Genomic DNA, 24,613 nt, shown 5'->3' with positions numbered 1-24,613 from the left:
GTTTTTTATATTGCGAATAGGGGAAGAATTGCGGTATAACTAACACATACATATTGAGTTACGTTTAGAGAGGTACATGAATGGAGAAGCAATTGCAGTACGATGTTATGGAAGTCTGTTTGCTGGCGGGTAAAATATTGCTGCAAAGCGGAGCGGAGACTCACAGAGTGGAAGATACGATGATCAGGATGGCAAAAGCATTCGGCATCGCTAAGTGCGAGAGCTTCGTTATTCCGACCGGCATAATTTTTTCCGTTGGCGAGACCGAGGCGCACAAGACGAAATTGGTTCGTGTATCTGAACGAACGACAGATTTATTGAAAGTTGCACGTGTGAACCGTGTGTCCAGGGCAGTGAGCTCGGGAACCATGACACTCAGTGAATCACATGAGGCGCTTGAAGAAATAGAAAAATCTAAGTTTGCTTTCTCCGTTACCGTGCAAGTGCTTGCCGCAGCTTTATCAAGTGCTTGTTTCGTCATAATGTTCCAAGGTCATTGGTATGATTTTATACCGGCTTTGTTGGCTGGAGGATTAGGCTTCATCGGTTTTCTGTTTTTCAGTTCTTTGGTGTCGGTCAAGTTTATCTCGGAATTCTTGGCTGCAGTGATTATTGGGTTAGTTTCCTATCTGCTTGTCCAGATTGGGTTTGGCCATGAGATTGATAAGATCATCATTGGGTCGGTCATGCCGCTTGTGCCTGGGCTGCTCATCACAAATGCCGTCCGTGATTTGATGGCAGGGCATCTCGTATCCGGATTGTCTAAAGGGGCAGATGCATTTCTGACGTCGTTCGCAATCGGAGGCGGCATTGCCATCGCTTTAACGTTATTTTAAGGGGTAGGATAGGGATGGACTATTTAGCGCAGATTGTCACAAGTTTTATCGGTTCGGCTGGGTTCGGCATCATTTTTAATGTGCCACGGGAATCGATCGCCAAATGCGGGTTGGTCGGCATGCTCGGCTGGATTACCTATTATGGGCTCACGCAATACGGAATGAATATCATACCGGCGACAGCAATCGCTTCTACGTTGATTGCTGCCATCTCCCAATGGTTCGCCAAATTATATAAAACACCGATGATTATCTTTATCGTTGGCGGCATTATTCCTTTGGTGCCTGGAGGCATGGCCTATGATGCGATGAGGCATTTTGTCCTCAATGATTATAATATGGCACTGATGCTAGCAGCAAAAGCATTTTTGATTTCCGGAAGCATTGCTATTGGGCTGGTGTTTTCGGAAGTATTACATCAAATTATCATGAAGCTAATGCGACGTTTAAAACCGTCAAATGCAAATTAGGGCAGAAAGGCGGAAATTTCGCTTTCTGCCTTTTTGGCCTAGTTGTAGTTGAACCAATCTTTGTTTTAACTGTCGCTTGGTTTCCCACTACTATTTTTCTGCATTCGCTTTCCCTGTTTAAGTGAGGCTCTTAGCGCCAGTTGGGATAAATGATGCAAACTACATATCTTATGAGGTGATTTCCATGCAAAAATTCTTAGAGAGTGCACAGGCTATGAAAGATGAACTTATCCGGTTCAGAAGAACTCTCCATCAAAATCCGGAAGTAGGCGACCACCTGCCAAAAACCAAAGCATTCGTAATGGATCAATTAAGGGAATTTGGATATGAACCTATGGAAATATGCGAAAGCGGTATCGTTGCTTTGGCAGGGGGCAAGAAACCAGGCAAGACATTCCTGTTGCGTGCGGATATGGACGCATTGCCTATACACGAAGAAACCAATTATGAATTTAAAGCAGACAATGGATGTATGCATGCCTGTGGCCACGACTTACATACAGCTATGCTTTTAGGTGCAGCTAAGTTGCTAAAACAATATGAAGATGAAATAGAAGGAACGGTTAAATTAGTATTCCAGCCTAATGAAGAAGGCTTTAAAGGAGCAAAGGCAATGCTGAAGGCCGGGGTGCTGGAGAATCCTCGGGTGGATGCGGCAATGGCGATGCATGTACATTCAGGTACTCCTTCCAATGTTGTTTTATGTGGCTTGGGCACAAGTATCGCGGGTTGTACGATCTTTAGGATTACAGTGAACGGGACCGGCTGCCATGGAGCCATGCCTGAAACAGGGGTAGATCCTATTAATATCGCCGCCCACATCTATTTATCCATGCAGGAAATAACAGCGAGAGAAATTGCTGCAACTGAATCGGCTGTAATCACGATAGGGAAGTTTAAGGGTGGCGACACACATAATGTCATTCCTGATCAAGTGGTTATGGAGGGGACAATTCGTTATTTATCAAGAGATACCGGAGATTTCATTTTTAAAAGAATAGGTGAAATCGCAACAGCAACGGCACAAATGTTTAGAGGCGATGTCCAGGTTGAACAGCTGGCAGCTGTACCGCCATTGACCAACGACAAGGAGTTAGCGAATGAGGTTGCCGGGTATGTAAAAGAACTAGTCAGTGAAAAAGCGGTAGTCACATTTGAAGGAGCAGGAATGGGATCGGAGGATTTCGCTTCATTCGGATATGAAGTCCCAAGCGTTTATTTCTTATTAGGAGCAGGCACAAAAGAAGAGAATCCTCTATATGGATTTCCAATGCATCATCCCCAAGTCGTATTCAATGAGGATATTCTCGTTACTGGGGCAGCTATGCATGCGTACGGTTCGATTATGTGGCTGAAAAACCATAAGCAAGACCATAAATAAACAAGCTTACAAAAGCGTAGAAGAAGCAGGCATAGAAAGGGTGCCTGCTTTTTCTGGCTGGAGTGGAAAGAAGAAAAATGGATATCCTGTTACACCTTTCCCAACGAATCCGCAACAAATAGTGAATTTTTTCACATTTCATGAAAATCCATTCTTTAACGTGTATAATACGGTATGTACCAATTAGCACTTAGGAGGTAATGACGTGGTTGAGCAGCAAACGATGTCAGGTTATAGCGTTATTGTAATTACTGATGATGATACCCAGTCAAAAGCCGTTCTCTGTCCGGAAAGAGGAGGAATCCTTCTTCAATTGACTCTCCGGAATGAGGACATTCTATACTTGCAGGAAGAAACATTCATAGATGCAACAAAAAATATCCGTGGCGGAAATCCGGTTCTATTCCCGATATGCGGCCCGCTTCCGGACAACGAATATACGCTGGACGGTGTTACCTACACAATGAAACAGCATGGATTCGCCCGCAATAAAGCGTGGAAGGTGCTGTCGGCTGAGGGGACAAAGGTTAGCCTTGTCCTTGAAGATGATGAGGAAACAAAGAACCAATATCCATTCTCATTCCAGCTTATTTTCACCTATGAATTAAAAGACGGCAAGCTTCTGATCCACCAATCTTATGAAAATAAATCGGAACGGGCCATGCCTTTCTACGCAGGGTTCCACCCCTATTTCCTTGGCAATCACCATGCATCCAAATACAATATCCCGGCAGCGCGTTATTTGGATAATGAAGATAACAAGATGAAAGAACGGAAACAGCCCACTGCGGAATTGGCTATTGGCGATTCCAAAGTATACATGCATTTGTCTGATCCAGAAATGTGTATTAAGGAAGGAAAAAGAACTTTGCATATCCAATACAGCGAAGTCTTCCAAAATGGGGTGCTTTGGTCGGAACGCCCTGAAGAGTACATCTGCCTTGAACCTTGGATGGCCGGGCCGGGCACGTTTTCCAAAGAAGAGGGTGCCATCTACTTAGAACCAGGCCAAATTCTGAGAGCAGAGTGTGTATATTTTATAGAAAAATAAAGTGAATTTTGATCGGTGAGGGTATTTATTCATCCCTCACCGATCATTAGTTGAACCAACCGGGTTCTTACTCCGTTTGATCTCCCAATTACTCTTCTTTGTCATCACTCCCGCGTTGAAGTGGATAGGAGTGTAATCATTTTTAGAGTGTTTAGCACATTCAAATGGATATAAATGATGCAAATTCAAATGATTTTTTAAAAAATTATAAAAAAACAGTCATTAAAACACTCCTTTAGTGTAAAATTACACTAAAGGAGTGTTTTTTAGATATGAATCGAGAAGAATTTGTAGAATTGATTTCTAGAAAAATGAAGCTTGTCCGGACGGAACAGGGATTTTCACAAGATAAAATGTCGGAAATGATCGGGGTCTCGAAAAAGACGCTTGTCCAAATTGAAAAAGGAAGGGCAATGGCCAGTTGGACGACAGTGATCGCATTTTGTACTTTATTTCAACATAGTGAACTTCTCTCAACGGCCATTGGCGATGATCCTGTTTATTTTGTTCGACTAATTGCTAATGCCAGTGAAGGAATATCAAAGGAAAAAACACTAGGCGGAAAGGTTTGGTGGAAGGAAATTGAGAGAAGGGGGGATTTCCGGCTACAGCAAAATCTCATAAGCCAGCATTTTCGCATTTTAGATGAAGAACATTATCGATGGTTCAGCTCTTTTGATAAAGAGGATGCTCTGAAACGACTAAATGAATTAAGCAAAAGCCAGTAAAGAAGTGGAATTGAAAAAATGTCTGAAGGAAGGGTGCTATGGGCATGAAGGATATGAAAGTATATAATCTTATTTTTCCTATATGGTTTTTGTTGTTTTTCCCACCGGTTATTTTCTTCACGTTACTGGGGAATTATGTAATCGATTCCCTTGTCGTGATTGTTAGTTTCTATCTATTTAAACAAGCAAAGCATCAGCTGAATGTAAAACGTTTTTACAAGAAAAGCATATTGAAAGTTTGGCTGTTTGGATTTTTAGCCGACATCATTGGCGCTGCCATTATATTTGTATTTGGGATGAGTGGATTTCTCTTCGGTTTATCGAATGAATTAATGTCGGCGATTTGTTATGATCCGTTCAGCCACCCTGTAGCCGTACTTATTATTTGTGCCGCTATGCTTGTATCCGCACTGCTTATTTTCTTCTTTAATTATGCATGTACATTTAAACGTCTTATTGAAAATAAGAAAGAAAGGATAAAGGTGGCATTGACCATTGCTATTATTACCATACCATGGACCTTTTTATTGCCGACTAAATGGTTTTATGAAGGATGAGTGATCATCATCGTGCAGCTTTTGATAGAGGGGAGACTTGCTTTAATGAAACAGCACAAAGATATTGTATGGGAGACAGCAATGACTACCACTTATAGAAATGTTTGTTTTTTTAATTCGTAACATAGTTCATATATTGACCGTATGAGTGGGCATTTTTTTCAATGGTTTGGATGGATTTTTTTGCTGTCAAAGCATTCAGTTCAATCAAGGATGCCCCAACTTGGATCCAAGCACCGATCACTTGGCTCAAAACACCCTTCAGTTCTTCTTCTTCAAGGGCTAGGATAGCTCCATATGCTTCGATGAAGGCACCGATGCCAACCAGGGTAGATGCTAAGCCTTCATCCCTTTGGATTGGGGAAGGAGGTAATTGTGAGATGCCCTGTGCACTAATGAAGGCACCGGTTCCTTGGATAGCGCTCGATAAAGCATCGAAGGCAATGGTTAATTTCAATGCTTCATCAACGCCTTGCTCCTGGGCGACGCTTTGACCAGGAGTCTCTTCCGTCGGGATTTCCCCCATCTGTGCTCTGTCCCTTCTGCTTCCTTGATCAGTGAATGTATATCGGTACAGTATGATGCCTTCCTGAACAGCAATGGCAGTTCCTGCATTTCCAATAGCTTGAAGCCAATCACCCTTTATGATTTTGGCTTGGGCGTCAGAAGGTTCGACTGCATACAGTTGTTGGCTTCCTAATGCTTGAATGACATTCCCTATACTTTCGATTCCACTTCCGATTACAATCCCTTCCGCTCCCTGTGGGCTTCTTGTTATGAATACTTCTGTTAAGGCAAGCGCTGCAATGATGGTACCAATTGTTATTATGACTGAACCAGATAAGATTATATCTTCCCCTTGTGTTTCGATAAAGTTCTTTAATAGTTCTTCTTGGTTGTTTTCTGCGGACAACATGTACTCACCTTCTCCTTCGTTGCTATTATAGAGTATTCATTGTCGCTAAAAATGATTATTCTTTTGATTGACCTTCTCCAATTTGAAGGCTGTTTTTTTATCCGGATATAATCATATACTCCCGTTTTCTCAAGAGGAAAATATCAAAATACATGTATGCTGGTTACAGTTTCGCATAAGACATAAATGGATTCCTGATTTATTATGGCTGATAAGAAAACTGGCATGGCCTATTGGAGATGTTATTTCGTTATAGACGATGGGACAGGTAAAGCAAAAAAGAAACACAGCCCAAGCTTTTGCATGGGCTGTGTTTCCGGTATCTTAAGTTTGTACGTCGCTGAACGGCCGCTTCCGCTTTTCGTGTTGTCTAGCTGCAGGGCACAGCGACTAGCAAACTTCGCGTTTCTCTCTTCAATAAGTCAACATCGGCTCGTGCCTCGCCGTGTATCCTTTATTTTGAGAAGAAACACTCCAGTTTGTACGTCGCTAAACGTGCCCTTCCGCTTTTCGTTATTGTCTAGCTCCAGCGGCCAGGGACTAGCAAACTTCGCACTTTTCTCTACGATAAGTCATCATCAGCTCTCTATGTTCGCTGTGATTCCTATATCTCAAGAAAAGTACTCCAGTTTGTACGTCCCTGAACGGCCGCTTCCGCTTTTCGTTATTTCATGCCGATCCAGACGCTTTTTACTTCTGTGTAGTTGTTGAGGGCGTAGGAGCCCATTTCGCGGCCGAGGCCGGATTGTTTGTATCCGCCGAATGGAGAGGCGGCGTCGAAGGCGTTATAGCAGTTTACCCATACTGTTCCTGCACGCAGTTTGCCGGCGATATAGTGTGCTTTGGAAAGGTTTTCCGTCCATAATCCGGCTGCCAATCCATATTCCGTCGCATTGGCGCGTTCAATGATTTCATCGATATCGTCAAATGGCATCGCTGCTATGACGGGACCGAAGATTTCTTCTTTGGCAATGGTCATTTTGTCGTCAACGTCGCTAAAGATGGTAGGGGACACAAAGTATCCCTCCTCGCGCGGCACAGTGCCGCCCACCAGGACTTCTGCACCCTCGTCGACTCCTTTTTCGATATAGTTCATGACGCGTTTTTGTTGGATGCTGGAGACAAGCGGCCCCATTTGTGTGCCTGGATCAAGCCCGGCTCCTTGCTTGATGGATTTTGCATGCGATACCATATCTGCCACGACATTATCATACATTTTTTTCTTGATGAAAACGCGCGAGCCGGCACAGCATACCTGCCCTTGATTGAACATTACGCCATTCAGAGCGCCCGGTATGGCTTTGGATAAATCCGCATCATCAAGGATGATGTTCGGCGATTTGCCGCCCAGTTCTAATGTAATGCGCTTCAATGATTTTGCGGCGTTTACCATAATGCTCTTTCCTACTTCGGTTGAGCCGGTGAAGGCGATTTTATCTACCTGAGGATGGTCGACGAGTGCCTGTCCGGCTATTTCGCCCATGCCCGGTACAATATTGACAACGCCAGGAGGGAATCCTGCTTTGTCGATTAGCTCTGCCAGGTAGAGGGCGGAAAGCGGAGTTTGTTCCGCCGGCTTCAAGACGACTGTACAGCCTGTGGCCAAGGCAGCCCCAAGTTTCCACATGGCCATAAGGAGCGGGAAATTCCAAGGGATAATCTGCCCGACGACACCGACTGCTTCATGCCGGGTATAGTTGAAGAATTTGCCGCTGACCGGAATTGTCTGTCCGACAATCTTAGTGGACCAGCCTGCATAATATCTCATATGTTCAATTGCAAGCGGCACATCGGCATTGCTAGTTTCAGAAATCGGTTTTCCGTTATCCAGCGTTTCCAATTGCGCCAGTTCTTCTTTATGTTCTTCCATTAAATCCGCCAATTTGTACATCAGGCGGCTTCTTTGGGCTGCACTCATCTTTGACCAGTACCCTTTGTCAAAAGCAGTCCTTGCGGCTTTTACCGCGGCATCGATATCTGCAGCATCTCCTTCATATACATCCGCCAGTGTTTCGCCGGTTGCAGGATTCGGGGTTGAAAATGTTTTTTGCGATTTGCTTTCGACAAATTCACCGTTGATATACATTTTCTTTTTGCCGCTTAAAAATGCTTGTACGCTTTTTTTCACTTCACCTATTGCTTGGGTCATGCATGTACCTCCCTTATGGATTCAGTTTGGTAATGACTCTATGAAGTTTGCAAAAATTGTAAGCGATTTCATTACATATCTTTAATGATAGGGCTACTAGTTTCATAATTCAATCTATTTTATTCTTGTTTTTATGAGGAGTTTCGACTATTTTTTCTACTCTGTCTGTGCTACTATTTAGTAATACGAAATAATTGGATGCCGTTATTTTAATCGAATAAAGTGGGAGAGATGGATTGTGATTCACCAAGAAAGACTGTGGACAAAATCATACATTATGTTGATTGTGGGTAATTTGTTCACGTTTATGAGTTTTCAAATGTTAATACCGACATTGCCTCCATATATTAAATCAATAGGCGCATCGGAATTGGAAGTAGGGCTGGTAACAGCGCTGTTTTCCATTGGGGCAGTTATTGTCCGCCCTTTCATCGGTTTTATGCTTGAATACAAAGCGCGGCGCTTGCTGGTCATGGTCGGAGCTGTTGCTTTGCTGATCGTGACTTTGTTTTATCCGCTGACGAATATTGTCATTGTGTTGTTAGCCCTCCGCTTTGTACATGGGGTTGCTTGGGGCTGGTCAACGACGGCCAACGGGACGGCTTCCGTTGATTTGATACCAAATTCCCGATTGGGGGAAGGAACGGGCTATTTTGGCTTGTCCATTACGCTTGGAATGATTGTGGCTCCGAGTCTTGGATTGTTGCTGTTTCAAACAACGACCTTCACCAATCTGATTTATGTTTCAGGATTTTTGGGTGTGATTGCAATCATTCTTTTGGCGTTGGTTTCCTATCAAATGCCTGAATCAGTCGCCAACACTAAGCGGACGGACCTTTCTTTTTCATACACGGGTTCTTTGGTTGAAAAAGCTGCCTGGTTCCCGGCTGTGCTTACACTGCTTATCGCGTTCGGCTACGGCAGTATCGTCTCCTTTATTGTGATCTTCGGCAATGAACGAGGCATTGATAATATTTTTGTTTTTTATCTTGTTAATGCTGTTTTTGCTACGCTTTCCCGGCCGATTACTGGGAAATGGTTCGACCGCAACGGCCCCCGGGGAATTGTGCTGGTGTGTGCGGTTCTGACCTTCGCTGCTTTATGGGTATTGTCGTTTTCCCACAATAGCTTCCAAATTGGCATTGCCGGGGCGCTGCTTGGAATGGGGTATGGCTCCATCCTGCCGACACTGCAGTCATGGGGCTTGTCCATTACGCCCCCTAAACGGCGTGGAATCGCCAACGGCATGAGTTTTTCCGCCATCGACTTGGGCATCGGATTAAGCGGCCTGGTTTTCGGCTTTCTTGCTGGATATATGGAAATCGCGACTATTTTCCAAATTTCAAGTGCCTTTATCGTGCTTGCATTCCTGCTTGTATGGTGGAATCCACATGGACGGAAGGCTGCCAATGCGCCGGAGAAGTCGACCGTATCTTCATAATGCAAAAAACGCTCGTGTTGAACGGGCGTTTTTTTGTGGATGATTATACAAACGTATTCACAGGAAAGCTGGTTCTTTTTAAAGAAAATATGGTACGCTTGTACTAGATTTACTTGATAAAGGAGATTCCAGCAGATCATGATTATTGAACAAGCTACACCTGAACATGCAAGGGAAGCGGCTGTCCTTATCTATGACGCCATCCATGAAATCGCCCATTCGTTGACGGGGGAAGAAGAAGAACAAGCTGTATTGGCACAGCTAGAACGTTATTTTCAGCATGAGGGCAATCGTTTGAGTTATCAAAACTGTCTTGTGGCAGTAGAAGACGGCAAGGCTGTCGGCCTGATCCTTGTTTATCACGGCAGCAATGCTGAGGAGCTTGATGCTCCGATTCTTGCTTTTCTCGAGAAGAAATTCCCCGGACGGGCGTTCAAATTGGACCAGGAAGCGGATGCGGAAGATTATTATATAGATACGGTCAGCGTCAACCCAGCCTATGGAGGCAGAGGAATCGGAACGGCTCTGCTCAAAGCAGCCATGGAAAAAGGCCGTGCTCTTGGCTATGGCAGCATCTCGTTGAATGTGGATGAGGGCAATCCAGATGCAAGAAGATTATATGAACGAGTAGGCTTTAAAGAGAAGAAAAAAATAAAGATTGTTGACCATACATTTGCTTATATGGTTAAGTCTTTGTAAAGTGAAGCTTTGGGTATTTTATTATATCCGCCAGTTAGAACGGCGCAAAAAAGCACTGCCATCCGAAAAGGGGGCAGTGTTTTTTTGCTGTTTTTAAAGCCATCTTGGTGATGGAAGTGGGGGATACTCATTTAGACACATCCGTATAGAAAGTCTTATTATCCAATAAATTTAATCGGTGTGCTTTTCATTCATCCCCTCATCCGTAACAGCATAAGGGAGCTTGGAAAAAATTTTTTGTTGAATACGAACGTATATTCCCTTACTATTAAGGATATAATAATAACAGAACAAATGTTCCGGAGGAAAGCCATGGATTATAATACAATGCCGCATAACCATATACTTTGCGTGGATATGAAAAGCTTTTATGCGAGTTGCTCGGCTGTCATGCTCGGTTTGGATCCGCTGACATGCCATCTGGCCGTTGTCGGCAATAAAGAACGTACGGGCAGCGTGGTGCTGGCGGCTTCACCCATGATGAAGAAGGAATTTGGCATCAAAACGGGCGCTCGCATGTTTGAAATCCCGAATGATCCGCGTATCCAGATTGTGGAGCCGCAAATGGCGATGTACCTGCGTATGTCCACCGAGATTAGCCGCTTGTTCAACCGCTACGTTCCAAAAGAAGCCATCCATACGTACAGTGTTGATGAAAGCTTTTTGAAAGTGGACGGCACGCTGCCTTTGTGGGGGAGCGCCCAACAGATCGCTGCCAACATAAAGGATGAAATCGAGCGGGAGTTCCAACTCCCATGCGCGATCGGCATCGGACCTAATATGCTTCTGTCCAAATTATGCTTGGATCTTGAGGCCAAAAAGCACGGAATTGCCGAATGGACGTATGAAGACGTGCCGGCGAAACTTTGGCCCGTTTCGCCCCTTAGGGAAATGTGGGGGATCGGGAGAAGAGTGGAGAAGACACTCAATGGAATGGGTATTTTTTCAGTCGGAGATCTGGCTAATTATCCCCTTGAATTATTGGAGAAAAAATTCGGCATTATGGGCAACCAACTGTATCATCACGCCTGGGGAATCGATTTGTCCGAGATGGGCGCGCCGATTATGGAAGGCCAGATCAGCTTCGGCAAAAGCCAAATCCTCCTGCGTGATTATAAAGAAGAAGAGGAAATCAAGCATGTGATGCTGGAAATCTGTGAAGAGGTGGCCAGGAGGGCAAGGTCTTCACGAAAAGCCGGACGTACGATTACTTTGGGGGTCGGCTACAGCAAGGATGAATTCGGCGGCGGCTTCATGCGTTCGCGTTCGATTGAAGCGCCGACCAATATCACCATGGAATTGTATAAAGTCTGCCTGGATCTCTTCCATGAGCATTACCAAGGAAAGACTGTGCGCAAGCTTTCTGTATCGCTTTCCAACATAACGGAGGATGAATGCATGCAACTCACGCTGTTTGAACCGTCCAAACCGGCACAGCGCGAGTTGGGTTATACAGTCGACCGCATCAGGGGCCGGTTCGGCTCAAAGTCATTGCTGCGCGCTATTTCGTATACGGCTGCCGGAACGGCTGTATATCGAAGCAAGCTTGTGGGCGGACATAAGGCCTGATCGCTTAATTTGATGTGGAGAAGGGAATGTAAAGGATGATAAGAGACCGAGGCAGAATAAAATGGGTATCAATGATGCTGCCCGAGCATGTCGCCATGCTTCGCGAGTGGGCTGAAGAAGATACGTACGAGCAAAAGGCAGAGTTAGATGAACAGCAGATGGAGGAGTTGGATAGAGCGATTGCCGAAGCGATGGAATATAGTACGCCTGTTGTCGTTACCTATTTTCAAGGCAATAAGCACCGGTTCATCATGGGGAACATCCATCATGTGGATGCCGGGAACAAGAAGCTGCACCTGGTTGATTCGTTTGACGAGGCCCACTATATCGAGCTAGGTACTGTCGTCGATATTCGGCCGGCATAAAGGAAGGCATTTATCTGCAACCATCAAGGAAATAGGGGGGAGGTACGGCGGCCATATCATGCGTTGACCGGCCTTGGAGACGTTTGTTAAAATAAAAGTGAATAGAGGGATTTTTCTGAAGGTTGAGTGAAGCAGGGCAAAATTCGGCAATGCGGAAGAGATAGCCGGCAGAACTTCGCTGTCTGGCTTGAATAGCAAGGCTTGACGGGCAAACAAGCAGGCGTTTTTAAACGGCCTGTTTTTTTACCATATACAAAAAAGGAAAAGTCGCTCTCCAAAGAAAAACAGATCGACAGCATGGAAGCACGACAACTAGGAGGAACGATGATGAGTACGAAGCATCAGAAAAAAATAACGATGCGGCCGATTAAAGAAGAGGAAGTGGACCAGTTTTCCGATTTGATGAAGTACGTGTTTCAGGTTTCAAAGAAAGCGATGGATGATGAGAGGATGCTGATCAAGAAAAAAAGCCATCAGCTCAAGCCTGGCACGGCACTGGGATGGTTCGATGGAGACAAATTAATCTCACAGCTGGTAACCTTGCCGTTCCAGGTCAATATTCATGGAGAAATATATGATATGGGCGGTGTTACCGGCGTTGGCACCTATCCTGAATACGCCAACCATGGCCTGCTGCATGCATTGATGAAAGAAAGCTTGAAGAATATGAGAGAAGCAGGGCAATACATTTCTTATCTTTATCCGTATTCAATCCCTTATTACCGAAAAAAGGGTTGGGAAATTATTTCCGATATTATCGAATATAAAATCAAAGACACACAATTCACAACATATAAAGGTGTTTCCGGCTGGGTAGAACGTGTGGATAAGGACCATGAGGAAATCAAGAGAGTCTACAATGAATTTGCCCGGAAAACAAACGGGGCCATGATCCGTAATGAAACTGCCTGGAATGAGAAATTCAGGGAAGATTTTTGGGAAGAGAAATTCTCTGAAGGAGAAGTCGATTTGCAGAGTGCTATTTATTACAATGAGGATGGCCTTCCGTTCGGCTATATGTATTACCGTATAGTGGACGAAATTTTTTATATTGATGAAATCATTTATTTGGATGATGAAGCCAGAAGAGGTCTTTGGAACTTCATTTCCGCCCATATATCGATGGTCTATTATGTCTATGGCAAAACATGTGTCTATGAACCGATCGCTTTCCTCCTCGAGGATAGCGAGATCAAGCAAACCATTGCCCCTTATTTCATGGGAAGGATTGTGGATGTCGAGGAATTTCTGGCCAAGTTTCCATTCAAGCCGGCCGCCGGGAAAAGGGTGGCTATGACAATCGATGATCCGTTGCTCGAGTGGAATAGAGGCACATTCAATTTAATATGGGATGAAGAGGGAAAGTTGGAAATCACCCGTGTGGCCGATGGCGGGAAAGCTATCAAACTGTCAATCCAGACGTTGACAACGATGATGCTAAGCTATAAGCGCCCGGAATTCCTATGGAAAATCCGGCGTATCACGGGAGATGAAGAAAGCATCGCCTTGCTCGAAGCCATCATTCCGGATGAAGAACCTTGTTTCTTCGATTATTATTGATAACTGATCAGCTGCTAGGCGGGTCGATGAACGATAGGAAATCTTGTCTCTCTAGGTGACTTGATAGCGGAAAAGCAAGAAAAGGGATGGCATGGAAGCCACCCCTTTTCTTGCTGCAACAAGTTATTGCTCTTCGGCAGGTACGGCGCGTTCAACCGATTCGAAAACCCCTCTATGGGAGCCGTCGCAATAAGGCTTTCTAGCTGATTTTCCGCACCGGCAAAGAGAAACGACTTCCTTAGTCGGAAAGACATTGCCCTCGGCATCAATTACTTCAAAGTCCCCGCTTACCCGCAATGACCCATTATCCATTACTTTAATTTGCACTTTTGACATGATGATCGCTCCTTCCTTTTTTAATCCTACGTTTAATATCTGAAAATTACAACACGCAACCGGGAATTTTCCGGTTGATTCCTTTATGTTAATTATAAGGTAAGATTAGTTTTTATTTTATGAAAATTAGAAGAACAATAGAAATCGAAACACGATTATATAGTCGGCATGGAAGTAGGCAAGCACGAAGCCCTCAAAAAACAGTAAATCAGTAATCATACTTAAATGGTTGAATCTAAGGCTGTCACTTTGGCAGCTTGTTTCATTGGTAGATTTTCTATATTAGTTGCATCTGGATCGGTTCTTGGAGTGACTATTCCAGTTTCCAAAGAAAGCTGCCCCAAAAGTCGAGTTACCCTGACTTTTGGGGCAGCTCCTCGGGCTAACCTTTTGATTTCACTCAGGAATTAATGGCAACCCAGTGGCCGGCTGTCACTTCCACCAACTTGGAATTCTCTACATCATATTCTTTTCTGCTTGATTGATCTGCGCCTTCTTTCTTTTTTAGTGCTTCAATCGCAGGGTCCGGTATCGGAATCGAGGATAACAAGGATTTGGTGTAGTCATGCTGAGGATTGGCATATAACTCTTCACTTTCAGCCAGTTCAACCATTTTCCCCTTATACATAACGGCTACCCGATCACTGATATGTTTGACCATAGACAAATCATGGGCGATAAAAAGATAAGTGAGGCCAAGTCTTTGCTGTAAATCCTCCATGAGTTTGACAATCTGTGCCTGGATGGAAACATCGAGGGCAGATAATGGTTCGTCACACACAATGAAGGTTGGATCGACGGCCAATGCCCTGGCTATGCCTATACGTTGTCTTTGGCCTCCGGAGAATTCGTGGGGATATCTCATGGCGAATGAAGAATCCAACCCGACCATATCAAGCAATGCTTCCACTCTTTTCTTCCGGTCCGCTTTGCTATTAGCGATTTTATGGACATCCAGTGCTTCCCCGATGATATCCAATATGCGCATCCTTGGGTTGAGGGAGGCATAAGGGTCCTGGAAGATCATTTGCATATGGCGGCGCATCACCAACATTTCTTTAGGGGAAAAGCTGTTAAGAGCCATACCTTTGTAAAGGATATCCCCACTGGTAGGTCTATGTAATTGAAGAATGGAACGTCCTGTTGTTGATTTTCCGCTTCCTGATTCCCCTACGACTCCTAATGTTTCCCCGGCTTTGATGTTAAAAGAGATGTCATCAACGGCTTTTATGATATTTCCTTTGCCGATATCAAAGTATTGTTTAAGATGGCGCACTTCCAGCAATGGAGTACAGTCGTCTGAATTTCTGATTATATGAGGACCTGCTTTTGGCTTTTTCTTTTCATCCAATCTTGGAAGTGCTTGAAGCAATTTTTTAGTGTATGGATGCGAGGGAACTGAAAAGATTTCCCTTGTCGTACCGGTTTCGACGATCACCCCTTTCTTCATGACGGCAACTCGGTCGCACATCCCGGCAACCACTCCTAAGTCATGTGTGATCAAGATAATGGCTGTACCGAATTTCTCTTGCATCTCTTTCATCAGATGAAGGATTTGGGCTTGAATGGTGACATCAAGAGCTGTGGTCGGTTCATCCGCTATAAGCAAAGACGGCCGGCATGCCAAGGCCATCGCAATCATCACACGCTGTCTCATCCCGCCGGAAAATTCATGGGGATATTGTTCATAGCGGATTCCGCTGTCCCTGATGCCTACTAATTCAAGCATTTCGATGGCTTGTTTCCTTGCTTCTTTATTTGATATGTTTCCATGTTTTTTTAGGCCTTCCACAATCTGATTTCCAATTTTCATGGTAGGGTTTAGAGATGTCATTGGATCTTGGAAAATCATTCCGATGTAGCGTCCGCGAATTGATTCCATCTCTTTTTCGGAATATTGCCCGATGTCCTTTCCTTCAAATAGAACTATGCCACTTTTGCGTTTGGCGGTTACAGGCAATAATTGCATGATTGAGCGGGCTGTGACACTCTTGCCGCTGCCGGACTCTCCCACAATCCCTAATGTTTCACCTTTGTTGAGCGAAAAACTGATATTTTGTACAGCTTCGATTTCATGATCCTCATGTTCAAAAGAGACCGATAAATTCTGTACTTGTAATAATGAATCCATTTAATAACACCTGCCAACTCATAATAATAGTCGTAAAAACATACTTTATGGGTATATTTTCTAACTTTATTGACTTTTACCAACTGTTAAAATAAAATATACTATACCGGTCGGAAAAGTGCAATTTTTCATAACAATCTTTTTTTATCTTAAAATTGTTATGGGTTGTTGTTGCTAAAGGCCCATTAGTGATGATGAGAGGAGGATGGAATAATTGGCTAGTGATCCGTTGGGGAAAAGTAAGCGCTCTTTCGTTCAAATAATTGATTACACGTTCAGGAGAATGATGGCAGCTCCTCCATATAAGCAATTCCTCCTGTTGTTAGGGGCTCCTCTATTTTTAATTGTACTGCTGTACTACCTGTACCAAAGAAAAAAGGATGGATACTCAGAGCAGGAAAGCAAGCTGAAGCAATCGCTCATCGCCTCCGGTCAGCTCGATCAATTCAAGAAGGATTTTACTGACCAGCTAATAAGGAAGCGGCAGTTTTTTGGCAAGCAGATAGATGATGGTGAAATAGCAAAGGAAGCGGAAAAGCTTGCGCAGTGCAAATTAGAAGCATATGTATCCGAATTGGCTGTAGAAGTGATACGGAAAGAGACAGGGAAGAATAAGATGTCATTCGAAGATGCATTTTCTGTGTTAATAGAGAAAAAGTGGTTTTTCTGTTTATCCTTCATTCCCGGTTTGTTTATGTACTTATTACTATTCTTATATATGAACCCATATGTGAAGTATATAATGGAACGTTTGGTCATGACGGTATTTGTCGTTGTAGGCGTCTCCATTCTGGTATTCACAATTCTCTATATTTCACCATTCAATCCGGCCGCTAACATATTGGGGGAAACGGCAACAAAAGAGCAGATTGCTGCTTTTAATGCTTTACATGGTCTAGATCAGCCTTATTACATTCAATTATGGAATACGATTAAAGGTATTTTTACATTCGATCTTGGCAGTTCTTTTGCGGGTAATGAGGATGTCATTTCAACCATACTGCGCAAATTTCCGATCACGTTGACGATTACAGTCTGGTCATTGTTGCTTGCTGTAGTCATTGCGTTGCCATCAGGAGTTGTTTCGGCTGTCAGAAGGAATTCTATCTTTGATCACTCTTTCATGTTGATCGCGCTGCTAGGTTTATCGATTCCTAGCTTTTGGCAAGGGCTTATTTTCATCTTGGGCTTTTCTGTTAATTTGGAGTGGCTGCCTGCGACTTACAATTCACACAACTGGCTGTCATTGATTATGCCTGTTGTGGTATTGGGAACAGGATTGACAGCCGCTGTTGCAAGGATGACCAGGTCGTCCACACTTGAAGTCATTCATGAGGATTACATGCTGACAGCAAGGGCTAAAGGATTAAGCTCAAGAAGGGTGGTCATGAGGCATGCAGTGCCGAATGCGCTCATCCCGATCATCACTGTCATCGGCCTTCAATTCGGAGGTATGCTCGGTGGGGCAGCTGTCACGGAAAAAGTGTTCAATATCAGCGGTTTAGGCAGCTATATTGTCGACAAACAGTTCATTCCTGATGTGCCGGCAGTAATGGGTGCGGTCATTTATACAGCCATTATTATTTCAGTCGTCAATATGATGATAGATATTTTATATGCATTTTTTGATCCTCGTATCCGGCATAAGATGAAACAATACTAAAGCAGGTGGAGAAAATGAATAGTTTAAAAGCTTCACAGGAATATAGGCAGGCTAAGTTTGCCTGGGGTGCTTCCCTGATTCTTACAGTGGTTTTCCTGCTTAATGCCTATGATTTCAAAAGTATGGATGTCAGGGGTTTTATATTGGGGATGTTTGGCCTGTATGCTTTTTTTACTGGTGTACAGAGCGTGGTGCTGCGAAAGATCAAAAAGGATTTATTGGAAAAAGGAGATATTTCCGCCTTTACTAGGGGTATGGGCATGATCCAGCTAATGAGCATTTTCATAGGGAACATCTTCTTGGCAGCAGCCGCTTTATCATTGATTAAGAAAAAAAAGACCATCTATTATTCTCTTGGAATCTACATGTTATTGACTGATTGTTTTGTAATCGGAGTTTCCGCTATGAATCTATTCAAGCCATATGTATCAAATAGCTTCATGGCAGGGATGGGTGGCCTGGTTGTATTAACGGTATTCCATTTGTTGGCTATGTTTTTGCTCATGAGAGGAAGCCTGAACAAAAAGGCATCAATCGTTCTGGCTGTATTCTTGATTGCAGGTTCCATTTCCGGAAATCTGTTTTCTTTGGTATTGGGAATTACGCTAATTATAAAGATGAGGAATCAGCAATATGGTGTAAAGACACAATGGGAGTTGATATGGGAGCGGTTGGCAGGGCATTTCACTGCTATGCTGAGTTTATTTTTTATTATGTTTTTGTTTATGGTTTCGATCTGCAGCATTTTTACATTCGAGAAAAGTTTGGCAATCGATAATGACTATGGAGCTATTTTGCAGGCTCCCAGCCTAGTGTATCCATTTGGCACTGATAACTTTGGCAGGGATGTTTTCTCAAGGCTTGTATTTGGCGCCAGAATCTCACTTATTGTCGGTTTCATGGCAACTATTATTCCGGTTATCATCGGGGGCGTTCTTGGTGCCATCTCAGGATACTATGGAAGGCATACGGATAATATCATCATGAGGCTTCTCGATATTTTATATGCCATTCCAGGGATATTGCTGGCAATTACCATCATTGCCGCTTTTGGGGCAAATACAGTCAATTTGATCATTGCCTTAAGTGTAGGGGCAATCCCGACTTATGCAAGAACGATGCGAGCTAATGTTTTGCAGGTATCCACTTACGAATATGTGGAGGCTTCCAGGGCTCTCGGGGTTACAAATCGTGCGATCATCTTCAAACATATCATACCTAACTCTATGGCTCCTATGATTGTTAAGTCTACATTGACAATCGGGGCGGCGGTTATCTCCACCAGTAGTTTAAGTTATCTTGGGCTCGGAGTTGAGCCGCATATCCCGGAATGGGGAAATATTTTAAGGGTAGGAAGCGCTTATCTGGAATCACAGCCCTACCTTGCCATTTTCCCCGGGGTGGCCATCGTTTTATTGGTGCTATCATTCAATTTTCTTGGGGATGGTCTGAGGGATGCATTAGACCCTAAGCTTGATCGATCATCATAACGCAAAAACGTTAGGGGAATTACCAAAATGAACAATCTGGGGGAATTACAATGAAGAAAAAAGGAATTATATCTTTGATGCTTGGACTCCTATTGATATTGAGTGCTTGTTCAGTCAAGACCAAAGATGACGTGAGTGAAAAAGTCAATGACGGCGGAAAGAAAGAAGCTACCGAGATTGAGATATTGAGCATGAGCTCAAATGAGTCGGATGTAAATATCCTACGTGACCAGCTTGCCAAAAATGGATTCAAGGTAAAATTAAATCTACAGCCGGATTTTGGCAGCTTTAAAGCGCAGGAAGATGCAGGCAACTTTGACGTGTCAATGTCCAGTTGGACCACAGTCACGGGGAACCCGGATTATGCAGTCCGATCATTGTTCATCTCAGGAGGGGATTACAGCATCATTTCCGACTCGAAGCTGGATCAATTAATCAACCAGGCATCTACCCAAACAGCTGAGGATTATAAAGATACCTACAAAAAGCTTGAAGACCATTTAGTGTTTGAAAAAGCTTATATTGCACCTCTTTATATTTCCAATAAAAATCAGGCAATCAACACCCAGGTATTAAAAGAAAACTCTGTCCGTTTATCGAAGTCCCGGGCATTGGCATGGGATTCCATCGATTATGTTGATGCCTCCAAGCGGGATAAGCGGCCATTGAAGTTAACACAGGCAACGTCAACTTTAACGTCTTTAGATCCGATTAAAGGGAATGACGGTTCCATCAATCAGCTGAATACGAATATGTATGTGCGTTTGGTAAACCTCACAGACGATGACAAAATAACCTCTGACGCTTCTTTATCGCTAAATCACGCCATTGCCGAAGGAAATAAAGAATACTACTTTGTCCTGCGGAATGATATCAATTTTGCCAAAGTCGATGATAAAAAAGCAGTGGATTCAGGAGAAAGGGTAGGGGCAGAGGATGTAATCTTTTCTTTGAACCGTGCCAAAGATAAAAATTCTGTGCCAGACCACAGAACATATAGCCTTCACGAGCATATTAAAAACGTGGAGATTGTGAAAGACGTAAAAAAACTTGAATCTCTAAAACTATCCAATGGGGAAGGCACCGTTAAGGATGCGCTTAATAAAGGGCTTGAGAATAAGATATCTGAACTTGTCACCGATAAAAAGGATGCCGATCAGCAAAGCGGAAAATATCAAGTTGTAAAATTGACAACAACTGAGCCGTTCCCGCAAGTATTGAATTATTTGGCCCACCAATCTGCAGGAATCGTATCGAAGAAACAGGTTGAAAGTATTAATACGTATAAGGTCGCTTCTTTTGACGCTAAGAAAGATATCCCTTACGGAGACCAAAACACAGTGACCGAAGGAAGCCGATATAATAACACGCTTTATGCAAGCGGACCGTATATTATGCTGTATAAAAATGACTATGAAGCCGCGTTCCAAAAGAACCCCGCTTATATGGCCGGAACGGATGATGAACCGCATATAAATCAGGTCTCTGTCCGCTTCATTAAAGACCAGGATAGTGCATTTTCCGCATTGCGGAGTGGGGAAATCGATATGTTGTACGGTGTGCCGGAAACAAAGTTTGATATCTTAAAAGCAGACAGTAAGATGAAACTGCAAAGCGTACAAAGCAATGGTGTTTCCTACTTATTGTTTAATACGAAAAACCGCGAAGTCGCCAAAAGTGAGAATCTAAGAAAAGCTGTTTTATATTCTATTAACCAGAATGAGTTCATTCAATTCTATAAGGGCGATAAGGAGAAGGCCGTGTCAACTGTAAGCCCGTTAGTCGATACAGGCAATGAATTAAAGGCTGATCCTAAAAAAGTACAAAAATTCTTGAAAGAATATCAAGCTGAAAAATAATTTTGGTCATGAATATGACTATAAAAATAGAAGGAGCGGATCCATTGGATCCGCTCCTTCTATTTGCATCTAAAGAATTCCATTTTCTCGTTTTAGAAAATTACTCTGTTTTCTTCAAGAAGAACGAAAGTACCAGATTGACGATGGCCAATGCCAGACTGATTTTAAAAACAAAGGATGAACCAGCAGCTGCTGAAGCAGGTAATTGATTTGCGATATCGGCCAGGTAGCTGCTTTGTTTCGCAGAGAAGAGCGAAACCATGACGGCGATTCCGATTGCTCCTGATACTTGCTGGGATGTTTGCGTAATGGCAATGCCGTCCGGATAGAATTGTTTCGGCAATGCATTCAATGTGTTCGTTTGGACAGACGCAAGAACCATACCGATACCAAGCATCATAATAATATGCGTTACAACCATAATCCAAAGGGCGGTTTCTGTGCCGTACATAGCATAAAGACCGTAGCCGATGACAACCATGAATGTTCCTGGTGTAATCACGGCACGCGGACCGTATTTATCGAATAATTGCCCGATCTTCGGAGCCAGCACGCAATTCAACAAACTGCCCGGAAGCATGATCAAACCAGTCACAAAAGCCGATACAGCAAGTGCCATTTGCATAAACATCGGCAAAATAACAAGCATGGACAACATGTTCAGGAAGGTAATCATATTCATGCCAAGGCCCAATACGAACATTGGGTATTTGAATGCCTTCAAATTCAGCATCGGATGTTCCATCTTTGTCTGGCGAATGACAAATAAAAGTAAAGCAATCAATCCGACAACGATGGTTGCAAGTACAGTCGTGCTTGTCCAACCAAGATCGCCGGCGACACTCACGCCGTATACAACGCCGCCGAAACCGATGGTTGACAATACAACGGATAGAACATCGATGGAGACTTGGCGGATTTCATTGACATTTGGAATGAAGATATAGCCAAAGATTAAAGAGAACAGCAAGAATGGCAGCGTAAACCAGAAAATCCAATGCCAAGATAATGTATCTAGAATCATCCCTGCCAAGGTCGGGCCGAACGCTGGGCCAGCCAAGATGACCAAGCCCATTACACCCATTGCTGCACCTCGTTTATTCGGCGGAAAAATCGTGAAAATAACATTTTGTGTCAATGGTAAAATGATTGCCAGTCCAGCCGCCTGGATGACGCGCGCTGTCAATAAAACACTAAACGCCGGCGCCAATGCAGCAAGCACCGTTCCGATCATTGAAAAAAATAAAGACGCCAAGAACATCTGACGCGTTGTAAACTTTTGCATTAAAATGCCTGTCACCGGCACTAAAATCCCCAATGTTAAAAAGTATCCCGTAGCTAGCCATTGGATGGTTGTGGCATCCACTTCAAAAATATGGCTTAGTTCTCCCAATGCTATATTTAAAGCTGTTTCACTGAACAGTCCTACAAATCCAGCCACCAATAGGGCGGCCATAATAGGTCCTGTTTTGATTTGTTTATTCACTTTTTAAAACCCCTTCAATAAATTTGGTAATACGTTTGAGAGCACTCTTAGTGGTTCCGATGCTCTCTGTGTTAAGCAAAGTATTATGCCTCCTTCGATAGAAGCTGTCCTCATTAAAGATATAGAGGAGGTGGTCTCAGTGGGACAACCATCTGCCAACAGCTTATTGTAATAAAGTGAAACTTTGATCGGTGGGGGCTTTATTCAACCCCCACTGATTATTAGTTGAATCAATCGGATTCTTACGGGCGCTTGATCTCCCGCTTACACTTCTCCATTTCGCGCATCAATGGAAGTGGGAGTCTTAGCGGCAGTTAGAATGGGATAAATTTCCTGAATATTCAGATAGATATTACTGCAAGCATGCCGCGCTGGATCGCTTACCGATGCCATTTCACTGACTATGCTGCTAAACGTACAGCCGGTAATGGTGCCTCCATATCCAGGTTATTGATTCAATCGTGGCATTTGACGATTCTATTGGGACGGTTGTTTTGGAAAATCGATCTCATATCCGTTAAATCGTTTCGTTCAGCAGTAGAAATAAGCGATTTATATTTCTTCTTTTCCATTAGGTAAATGGGGGTACCGCAAAACGCATGGCATTTTTTATGGTTTTATTTAGCCTGTACCTTTTTCCTTAGGGGGAAAGCTTTGTCGCGATGTTGATTATCAGCGAGTTTGTATTCATTTCGTCAGTACACCTCCGCTATACTGACGGGTCTGTTTTTCACTATAACAAAAAAAAATCGCTTGATGTAAGTATTTTTTTTCTCTATATAGTACGATTTCACAATTTAGACACATTTTAAAGGTGGTGGCCAAACGACTTATCTCCTGCTATTATCGTTGTTTTTCTTCGTACATTATATGTAGATATTATTAGTTTCCCGGAATGCAAAAACACTTCGAACCAGTATAGAATAAGATCGAAGTGTTGCCGGTAAAATATTGCGTGATAATGGACGAATCCATTAAGCGTCTGTGGACGTTTCCATGTACTCCAGGAATTGATCGATGTATGTTTCGTATTCTTCCTGGTTTTCGTTAAAAGATTGAGCATGGCCGCCTTTTTCCGCCAGCCATAATTGTTTCTTCCCTGGTTTGGCTTCGTAAAGCGCCTGCGTCATGCTTGCCGGAATAAAAGCATCCAGTTTGCTGTGAATGAACATGACAGGGTGTACGATCTGCCGGACGGCATCGATCGGCGAAACATCCTGAAAACAATAGCCGTCGCGGATTTTAAGGAAGGCATTCCCGATAGGCATGACAAACCAGGAAGGGAGTGGCGTTTCCTCCCGCAAACGGTATAATACCTGCGCGCGCAGCGTTGAAAACGGGCAATCGGCAACATAGAAAGCGGCGTCATCCTTCACCGAGCCGCCATACAGCAAAGCAGTTACAGCGCCCATGCTTTCGCCGTGGATGCCGAAATAGACATCTTTTCCCTGGCGCTTTTTCAATTCATTGATGATTGCTTCCAAATCCCATTTTTCATAATAGCCATAGCTGCTCGATTTTCCTCCGGAAGCGCCGTGCCGTCTATGGTCATAGAGAACGGCGTTGAAGCCTTTTTTCAGGAACAGGTTCATGTACTTAATGGAGTTGTACTTGTTTTCCGTGATGCCATGGCAGAAAATCATCCATTTGTTGCTTTTATGCGGAGCGACGAATAGGCAATCTAATGAATAGCCGAAAGGGGAATCGACCGTAACGGATGTTTTCGGCAGTTTGTCAAATTCCTCTGCAATCCATCGTTTTGCCTTCATTTCCCTCGTTTTAATCAATTCATCCTCTTTCTTTTTCATAAACATCAGGATATTGGTGAAATAAATGCCGATTGCACCAATGGCAGCAAAGGCCAGGAGAAGGGGAAGGAACAGCTTTTTCATGAACGGACGCCTCCAAATCGATTATAATATGGAG

Annotated in this window: 21 protein-coding genes; 14 read left to right on the top strand and 7 right to left on the bottom strand. The window is 43.6% G+C overall.

Annotated features, from left to right (window positions below; genetic code table 11):
- The first annotated feature begins 80 nt into the window (after window positions 1-80).
- From BN1765_RS13730 to BN1765_RS13705, 6 genes are all read left to right on the top strand, one after another.
- Window positions 81-836, top strand: a complete 756-nt coding sequence (locus BN1765_RS13730) for a threonine/serine exporter family protein (protein WP_050615660.1) — start codon at window positions 81-83, stop codon at window positions 834-836.
- A 14-nt stretch (window positions 837-850) separates the two neighbouring features.
- Entirely contained in the window at window positions 851-1,306 is a 456-nt protein-coding gene (locus tag BN1765_RS13725) for a threonine/serine exporter family protein (RefSeq protein WP_050615659.1), read from the top strand.
- Between the two features lie 184 nt (window positions 1,307-1,490).
- On the top strand, window positions 1,491-2,687 hold the full coding sequence (locus BN1765_RS13720) for a M20 metallopeptidase family protein (RefSeq protein ID WP_050615658.1): 1,197 nt from the start codon (window positions 1,491-1,493) through the stop codon (window positions 2,685-2,687).
- Between the two features lie 205 nt (window positions 2,688-2,892).
- A complete protein-coding gene (locus tag BN1765_RS13715; RefSeq protein ID WP_050615657.1) occupies window positions 2,893-3,738 on the top strand; it encodes an aldose epimerase family protein in 846 nt (281 codons plus the stop codon).
- A 272-nt stretch (window positions 3,739-4,010) separates the two neighbouring features.
- Window positions 4,011-4,466: a helix-turn-helix transcriptional regulator gene (locus BN1765_RS13710; RefSeq protein WP_050615656.1), complete on the top strand. Its 456-nt coding sequence runs from the start codon at window positions 4,011-4,013 to the stop codon at window positions 4,464-4,466.
- Between the two features lie 44 nt (window positions 4,467-4,510).
- On the top strand, window positions 4,511-5,023 hold the full coding sequence (locus BN1765_RS13705) for a hypothetical protein (RefSeq protein ID WP_050616784.1): 513 nt from the start codon (window positions 4,511-4,513) through the stop codon (window positions 5,021-5,023).
- A gap of 112 nt (window positions 5,024-5,135) precedes the next feature.
- Here the strand turns inward: BN1765_RS13705 and BN1765_RS13700 are convergent, their stop codons facing one another.
- Window positions 5,136-5,939, bottom strand: coding sequence for a DUF6944 family repetitive protein (locus tag BN1765_RS13700; RefSeq protein WP_050615655.1), 804 nt, complete (start codon window positions 5,937-5,939; stop codon window positions 5,136-5,138).
- 664 nt (window positions 5,940-6,603) lie between these two features.
- Complete coding sequence (locus BN1765_RS13695) at window positions 6,604-8,088, bottom strand: aldehyde dehydrogenase family protein (protein ID WP_050615654.1); 1,485 nt, start codon at window positions 8,086-8,088, stop codon at window positions 6,604-6,606.
- 238 nt (window positions 8,089-8,326) lie between these two features.
- Between BN1765_RS13695 and BN1765_RS13690 the strand changes: the two genes are divergently transcribed.
- From BN1765_RS13690 to BN1765_RS13670, 5 genes are all read left to right on the top strand, one after another.
- Window positions 8,327-9,529 carry an MFS transporter gene (locus tag BN1765_RS13690; protein WP_050615653.1) on the top strand — a complete coding sequence of 401 codons (1,203 nt, stop codon included), beginning with the start codon at window positions 8,327-8,329 and terminating at the stop codon, window positions 9,527-9,529.
- 138 nt (window positions 9,530-9,667) lie between these two features.
- Window positions 9,668-10,228 carry a GNAT family N-acetyltransferase gene (locus tag BN1765_RS13685; RefSeq protein WP_082195483.1) on the top strand — a complete coding sequence of 187 codons (561 nt, stop codon included), beginning with the start codon at window positions 9,668-9,670 and terminating at the stop codon, window positions 10,226-10,228.
- A gap of 312 nt (window positions 10,229-10,540) precedes the next feature.
- A complete protein-coding gene (locus tag BN1765_RS13680) occupies window positions 10,541-11,797 on the top strand; it encodes a Y-family DNA polymerase (RefSeq protein WP_050615652.1) in 1,257 nt (418 codons plus the stop codon).
- 35 nt (window positions 11,798-11,832) lie between these two features.
- A complete protein-coding gene (locus BN1765_RS13675; RefSeq protein ID WP_050615651.1) occupies window positions 11,833-12,162 on the top strand; it encodes a YolD-like family protein in 330 nt (109 codons plus the stop codon).
- A 327-nt stretch (window positions 12,163-12,489) separates the two neighbouring features.
- Window positions 12,490-13,722 carry a GNAT family N-acetyltransferase gene (locus BN1765_RS13670; protein WP_082195482.1) on the top strand — a complete coding sequence of 411 codons (1,233 nt, stop codon included), beginning with the start codon at window positions 12,490-12,492 and terminating at the stop codon, window positions 13,720-13,722.
- A 123-nt stretch (window positions 13,723-13,845) separates the two neighbouring features.
- Here the strand turns inward: BN1765_RS13670 and BN1765_RS13665 are convergent, their stop codons facing one another.
- Window positions 13,846-14,058 carry a CDGSH iron-sulfur domain-containing protein gene (locus tag BN1765_RS13665; protein ID WP_050615649.1) on the bottom strand — a complete coding sequence of 71 codons (213 nt, stop codon included), beginning with the start codon at window positions 14,056-14,058 and terminating at the stop codon, window positions 13,846-13,848.
- 400 nt (window positions 14,059-14,458) lie between these two features.
- Window positions 14,459-16,189 (bottom strand): ABC transporter ATP-binding protein, encoded by a 1,731-nt coding sequence (locus BN1765_RS20680; protein WP_050615648.1) that lies wholly within the window; start codon window positions 16,187-16,189, stop codon window positions 14,459-14,461.
- Between the two features lie 214 nt (window positions 16,190-16,403).
- On the opposite strand from BN1765_RS20680, the gene BN1765_RS13655 reads away from it, so the two are divergent.
- Genes BN1765_RS13655 through BN1765_RS13645 form a run of 3 tightly spaced genes read left to right on the top strand, consistent with a single transcriptional unit; the run spans window position 16,404 to window position 21,201 of the window.
- Window positions 16,404-17,852, top strand: a complete 1,449-nt coding sequence (locus BN1765_RS13655; RefSeq protein ID WP_230199530.1) for an ABC transporter permease — start codon at window positions 16,404-16,406, stop codon at window positions 17,850-17,852.
- A 14-nt stretch (window positions 17,853-17,866) separates the two neighbouring features.
- Window positions 17,867-19,342, top strand: a complete 1,476-nt coding sequence (locus BN1765_RS13650) for an ABC transporter permease (RefSeq protein WP_187119451.1) — start codon at window positions 17,867-17,869, stop codon at window positions 19,340-19,342.
- 50 nt (window positions 19,343-19,392) lie between these two features.
- Window positions 19,393-21,201 (top strand): ABC transporter substrate-binding protein, encoded by a 1,809-nt coding sequence (locus tag BN1765_RS13645; protein WP_050615646.1) that lies wholly within the window; start codon window positions 19,393-19,395, stop codon window positions 21,199-21,201.
- Window positions 21,202-21,301: 100 nt separating this feature from the next.
- Here the strand turns inward: BN1765_RS13645 and BN1765_RS13640 are convergent, their stop codons facing one another.
- The 3 genes from BN1765_RS13640 to BN1765_RS13635 all read right to left on the bottom strand — a co-directional run bounded on the left by BN1765_RS13640 (window position 21,302) and on the right by BN1765_RS13635 (window position 24,579).
- Complete coding sequence (locus tag BN1765_RS13640; RefSeq protein ID WP_050616781.1) at window positions 21,302-22,657, bottom strand: DHA2 family efflux MFS transporter permease subunit; 1,356 nt, start codon at window positions 22,655-22,657, stop codon at window positions 21,302-21,304.
- A 33-nt stretch (window positions 22,658-22,690) separates the two neighbouring features.
- A complete protein-coding gene (locus tag BN1765_RS20800; protein ID WP_390621202.1) occupies window positions 22,691-22,876 on the bottom strand; it encodes an LmrA/YxaF family transcription factor in 186 nt (61 codons plus the stop codon).
- Between the two features lie 785 nt (window positions 22,877-23,661).
- The gene (locus BN1765_RS13635) at window positions 23,662-24,579 is read right to left on the bottom strand and encodes an alpha/beta hydrolase (RefSeq protein ID WP_050615645.1); all 918 of its coding nucleotides are present in this window, start codon (window positions 24,577-24,579) and stop codon (window positions 23,662-23,664) included.
- Window positions 24,580-24,613 lie beyond the last annotated feature (34 nt).

Source organism: Bacillus testis, from assembly GCF_001243895.1.
Classification (GTDB): domain Bacteria; phylum Bacillota; class Bacilli; order Bacillales; family DSM-1321; genus Bacillus_AD; species Bacillus_AD testis.
This window is presented reverse-complemented; position numbering and strand designations above follow the sequence as displayed.

Excerpts from the sequence above, each read along its gene's own strand:
- BN1765_RS13730 (WP_050615660.1), top strand. The coding sequence starts at position 81 with ATGGAGAAGCAATTGCAGTACGATGTTATGGAAGTCTGTTTGCTGGCG.
- BN1765_RS13725 (WP_050615659.1), top strand. The coding sequence starts at position 851 with ATGGACTATTTAGCGCAGATTGTCACAAGTTTTATCGGTTCGGCTGGG.
- BN1765_RS13720 (WP_050615658.1), top strand. The coding sequence starts at position 1,491 with ATGCAAAAATTCTTAGAGAGTGCACAGGCTATGAAAGATGAACTTATC.
- BN1765_RS13710 (WP_050615656.1), top strand. The coding sequence starts at position 4,011 with ATGAATCGAGAAGAATTTGTAGAATTGATTTCTAGAAAAATGAAGCTT.
- BN1765_RS13705 (WP_050616784.1), top strand. The coding sequence starts at position 4,511 with ATGAAGGATATGAAAGTATATAATCTTATTTTTCCTATATGGTTTTTG.
- BN1765_RS13700 (WP_050615655.1), bottom strand. The coding sequence starts at position 5,939 with ATGTTGTCCGCAGAAAACAACCAAGAAGAACTATTAAAGAACTTTATC.
- BN1765_RS13695 (WP_050615654.1), bottom strand. The coding sequence starts at position 8,088 with ATGACCCAAGCAATAGGTGAAGTGAAAAAAAGCGTACAAGCATTTTTA.
- BN1765_RS13685 (WP_082195483.1), top strand. The coding sequence starts at position 9,668 with ATGATTATTGAACAAGCTACACCTGAACATGCAAGGGAAGCGGCTGTC.
- BN1765_RS13680 (WP_050615652.1), top strand. The coding sequence starts at position 10,541 with ATGGATTATAATACAATGCCGCATAACCATATACTTTGCGTGGATATG.
- BN1765_RS13675 (WP_050615651.1), top strand. The coding sequence starts at position 11,833 with ATGATAAGAGACCGAGGCAGAATAAAATGGGTATCAATGATGCTGCCC.
- BN1765_RS13670 (WP_082195482.1), top strand. The coding sequence starts at position 12,490 with ATGAGTACGAAGCATCAGAAAAAAATAACGATGCGGCCGATTAAAGAA.
- BN1765_RS13665 (WP_050615649.1), bottom strand. The coding sequence starts at position 14,058 with ATGTCAAAAGTGCAAATTAAAGTAATGGATAATGGGTCATTGCGGGTA.
- BN1765_RS20680 (WP_050615648.1), bottom strand. The coding sequence starts at position 16,189 with ATGGATTCATTATTACAAGTACAGAATTTATCGGTCTCTTTTGAACAT.
- BN1765_RS13650 (WP_187119451.1), top strand. The coding sequence starts at position 17,867 with ATGAATAGTTTAAAAGCTTCACAGGAATATAGGCAGGCTAAGTTTGCC.
- BN1765_RS13645 (WP_050615646.1), top strand. The coding sequence starts at position 19,393 with ATGAAGAAAAAAGGAATTATATCTTTGATGCTTGGACTCCTATTGATA.
- BN1765_RS13640 (WP_050616781.1), bottom strand. The coding sequence starts at position 22,657 with ATGGCCGCCCTATTGGTGGCTGGATTTGTAGGACTGTTCAGTGAAACA.
- BN1765_RS13635 (WP_050615645.1), bottom strand. The coding sequence starts at position 24,579 with ATGAAAAAGCTGTTCCTTCCCCTTCTCCTGGCCTTTGCTGCCATTGGT.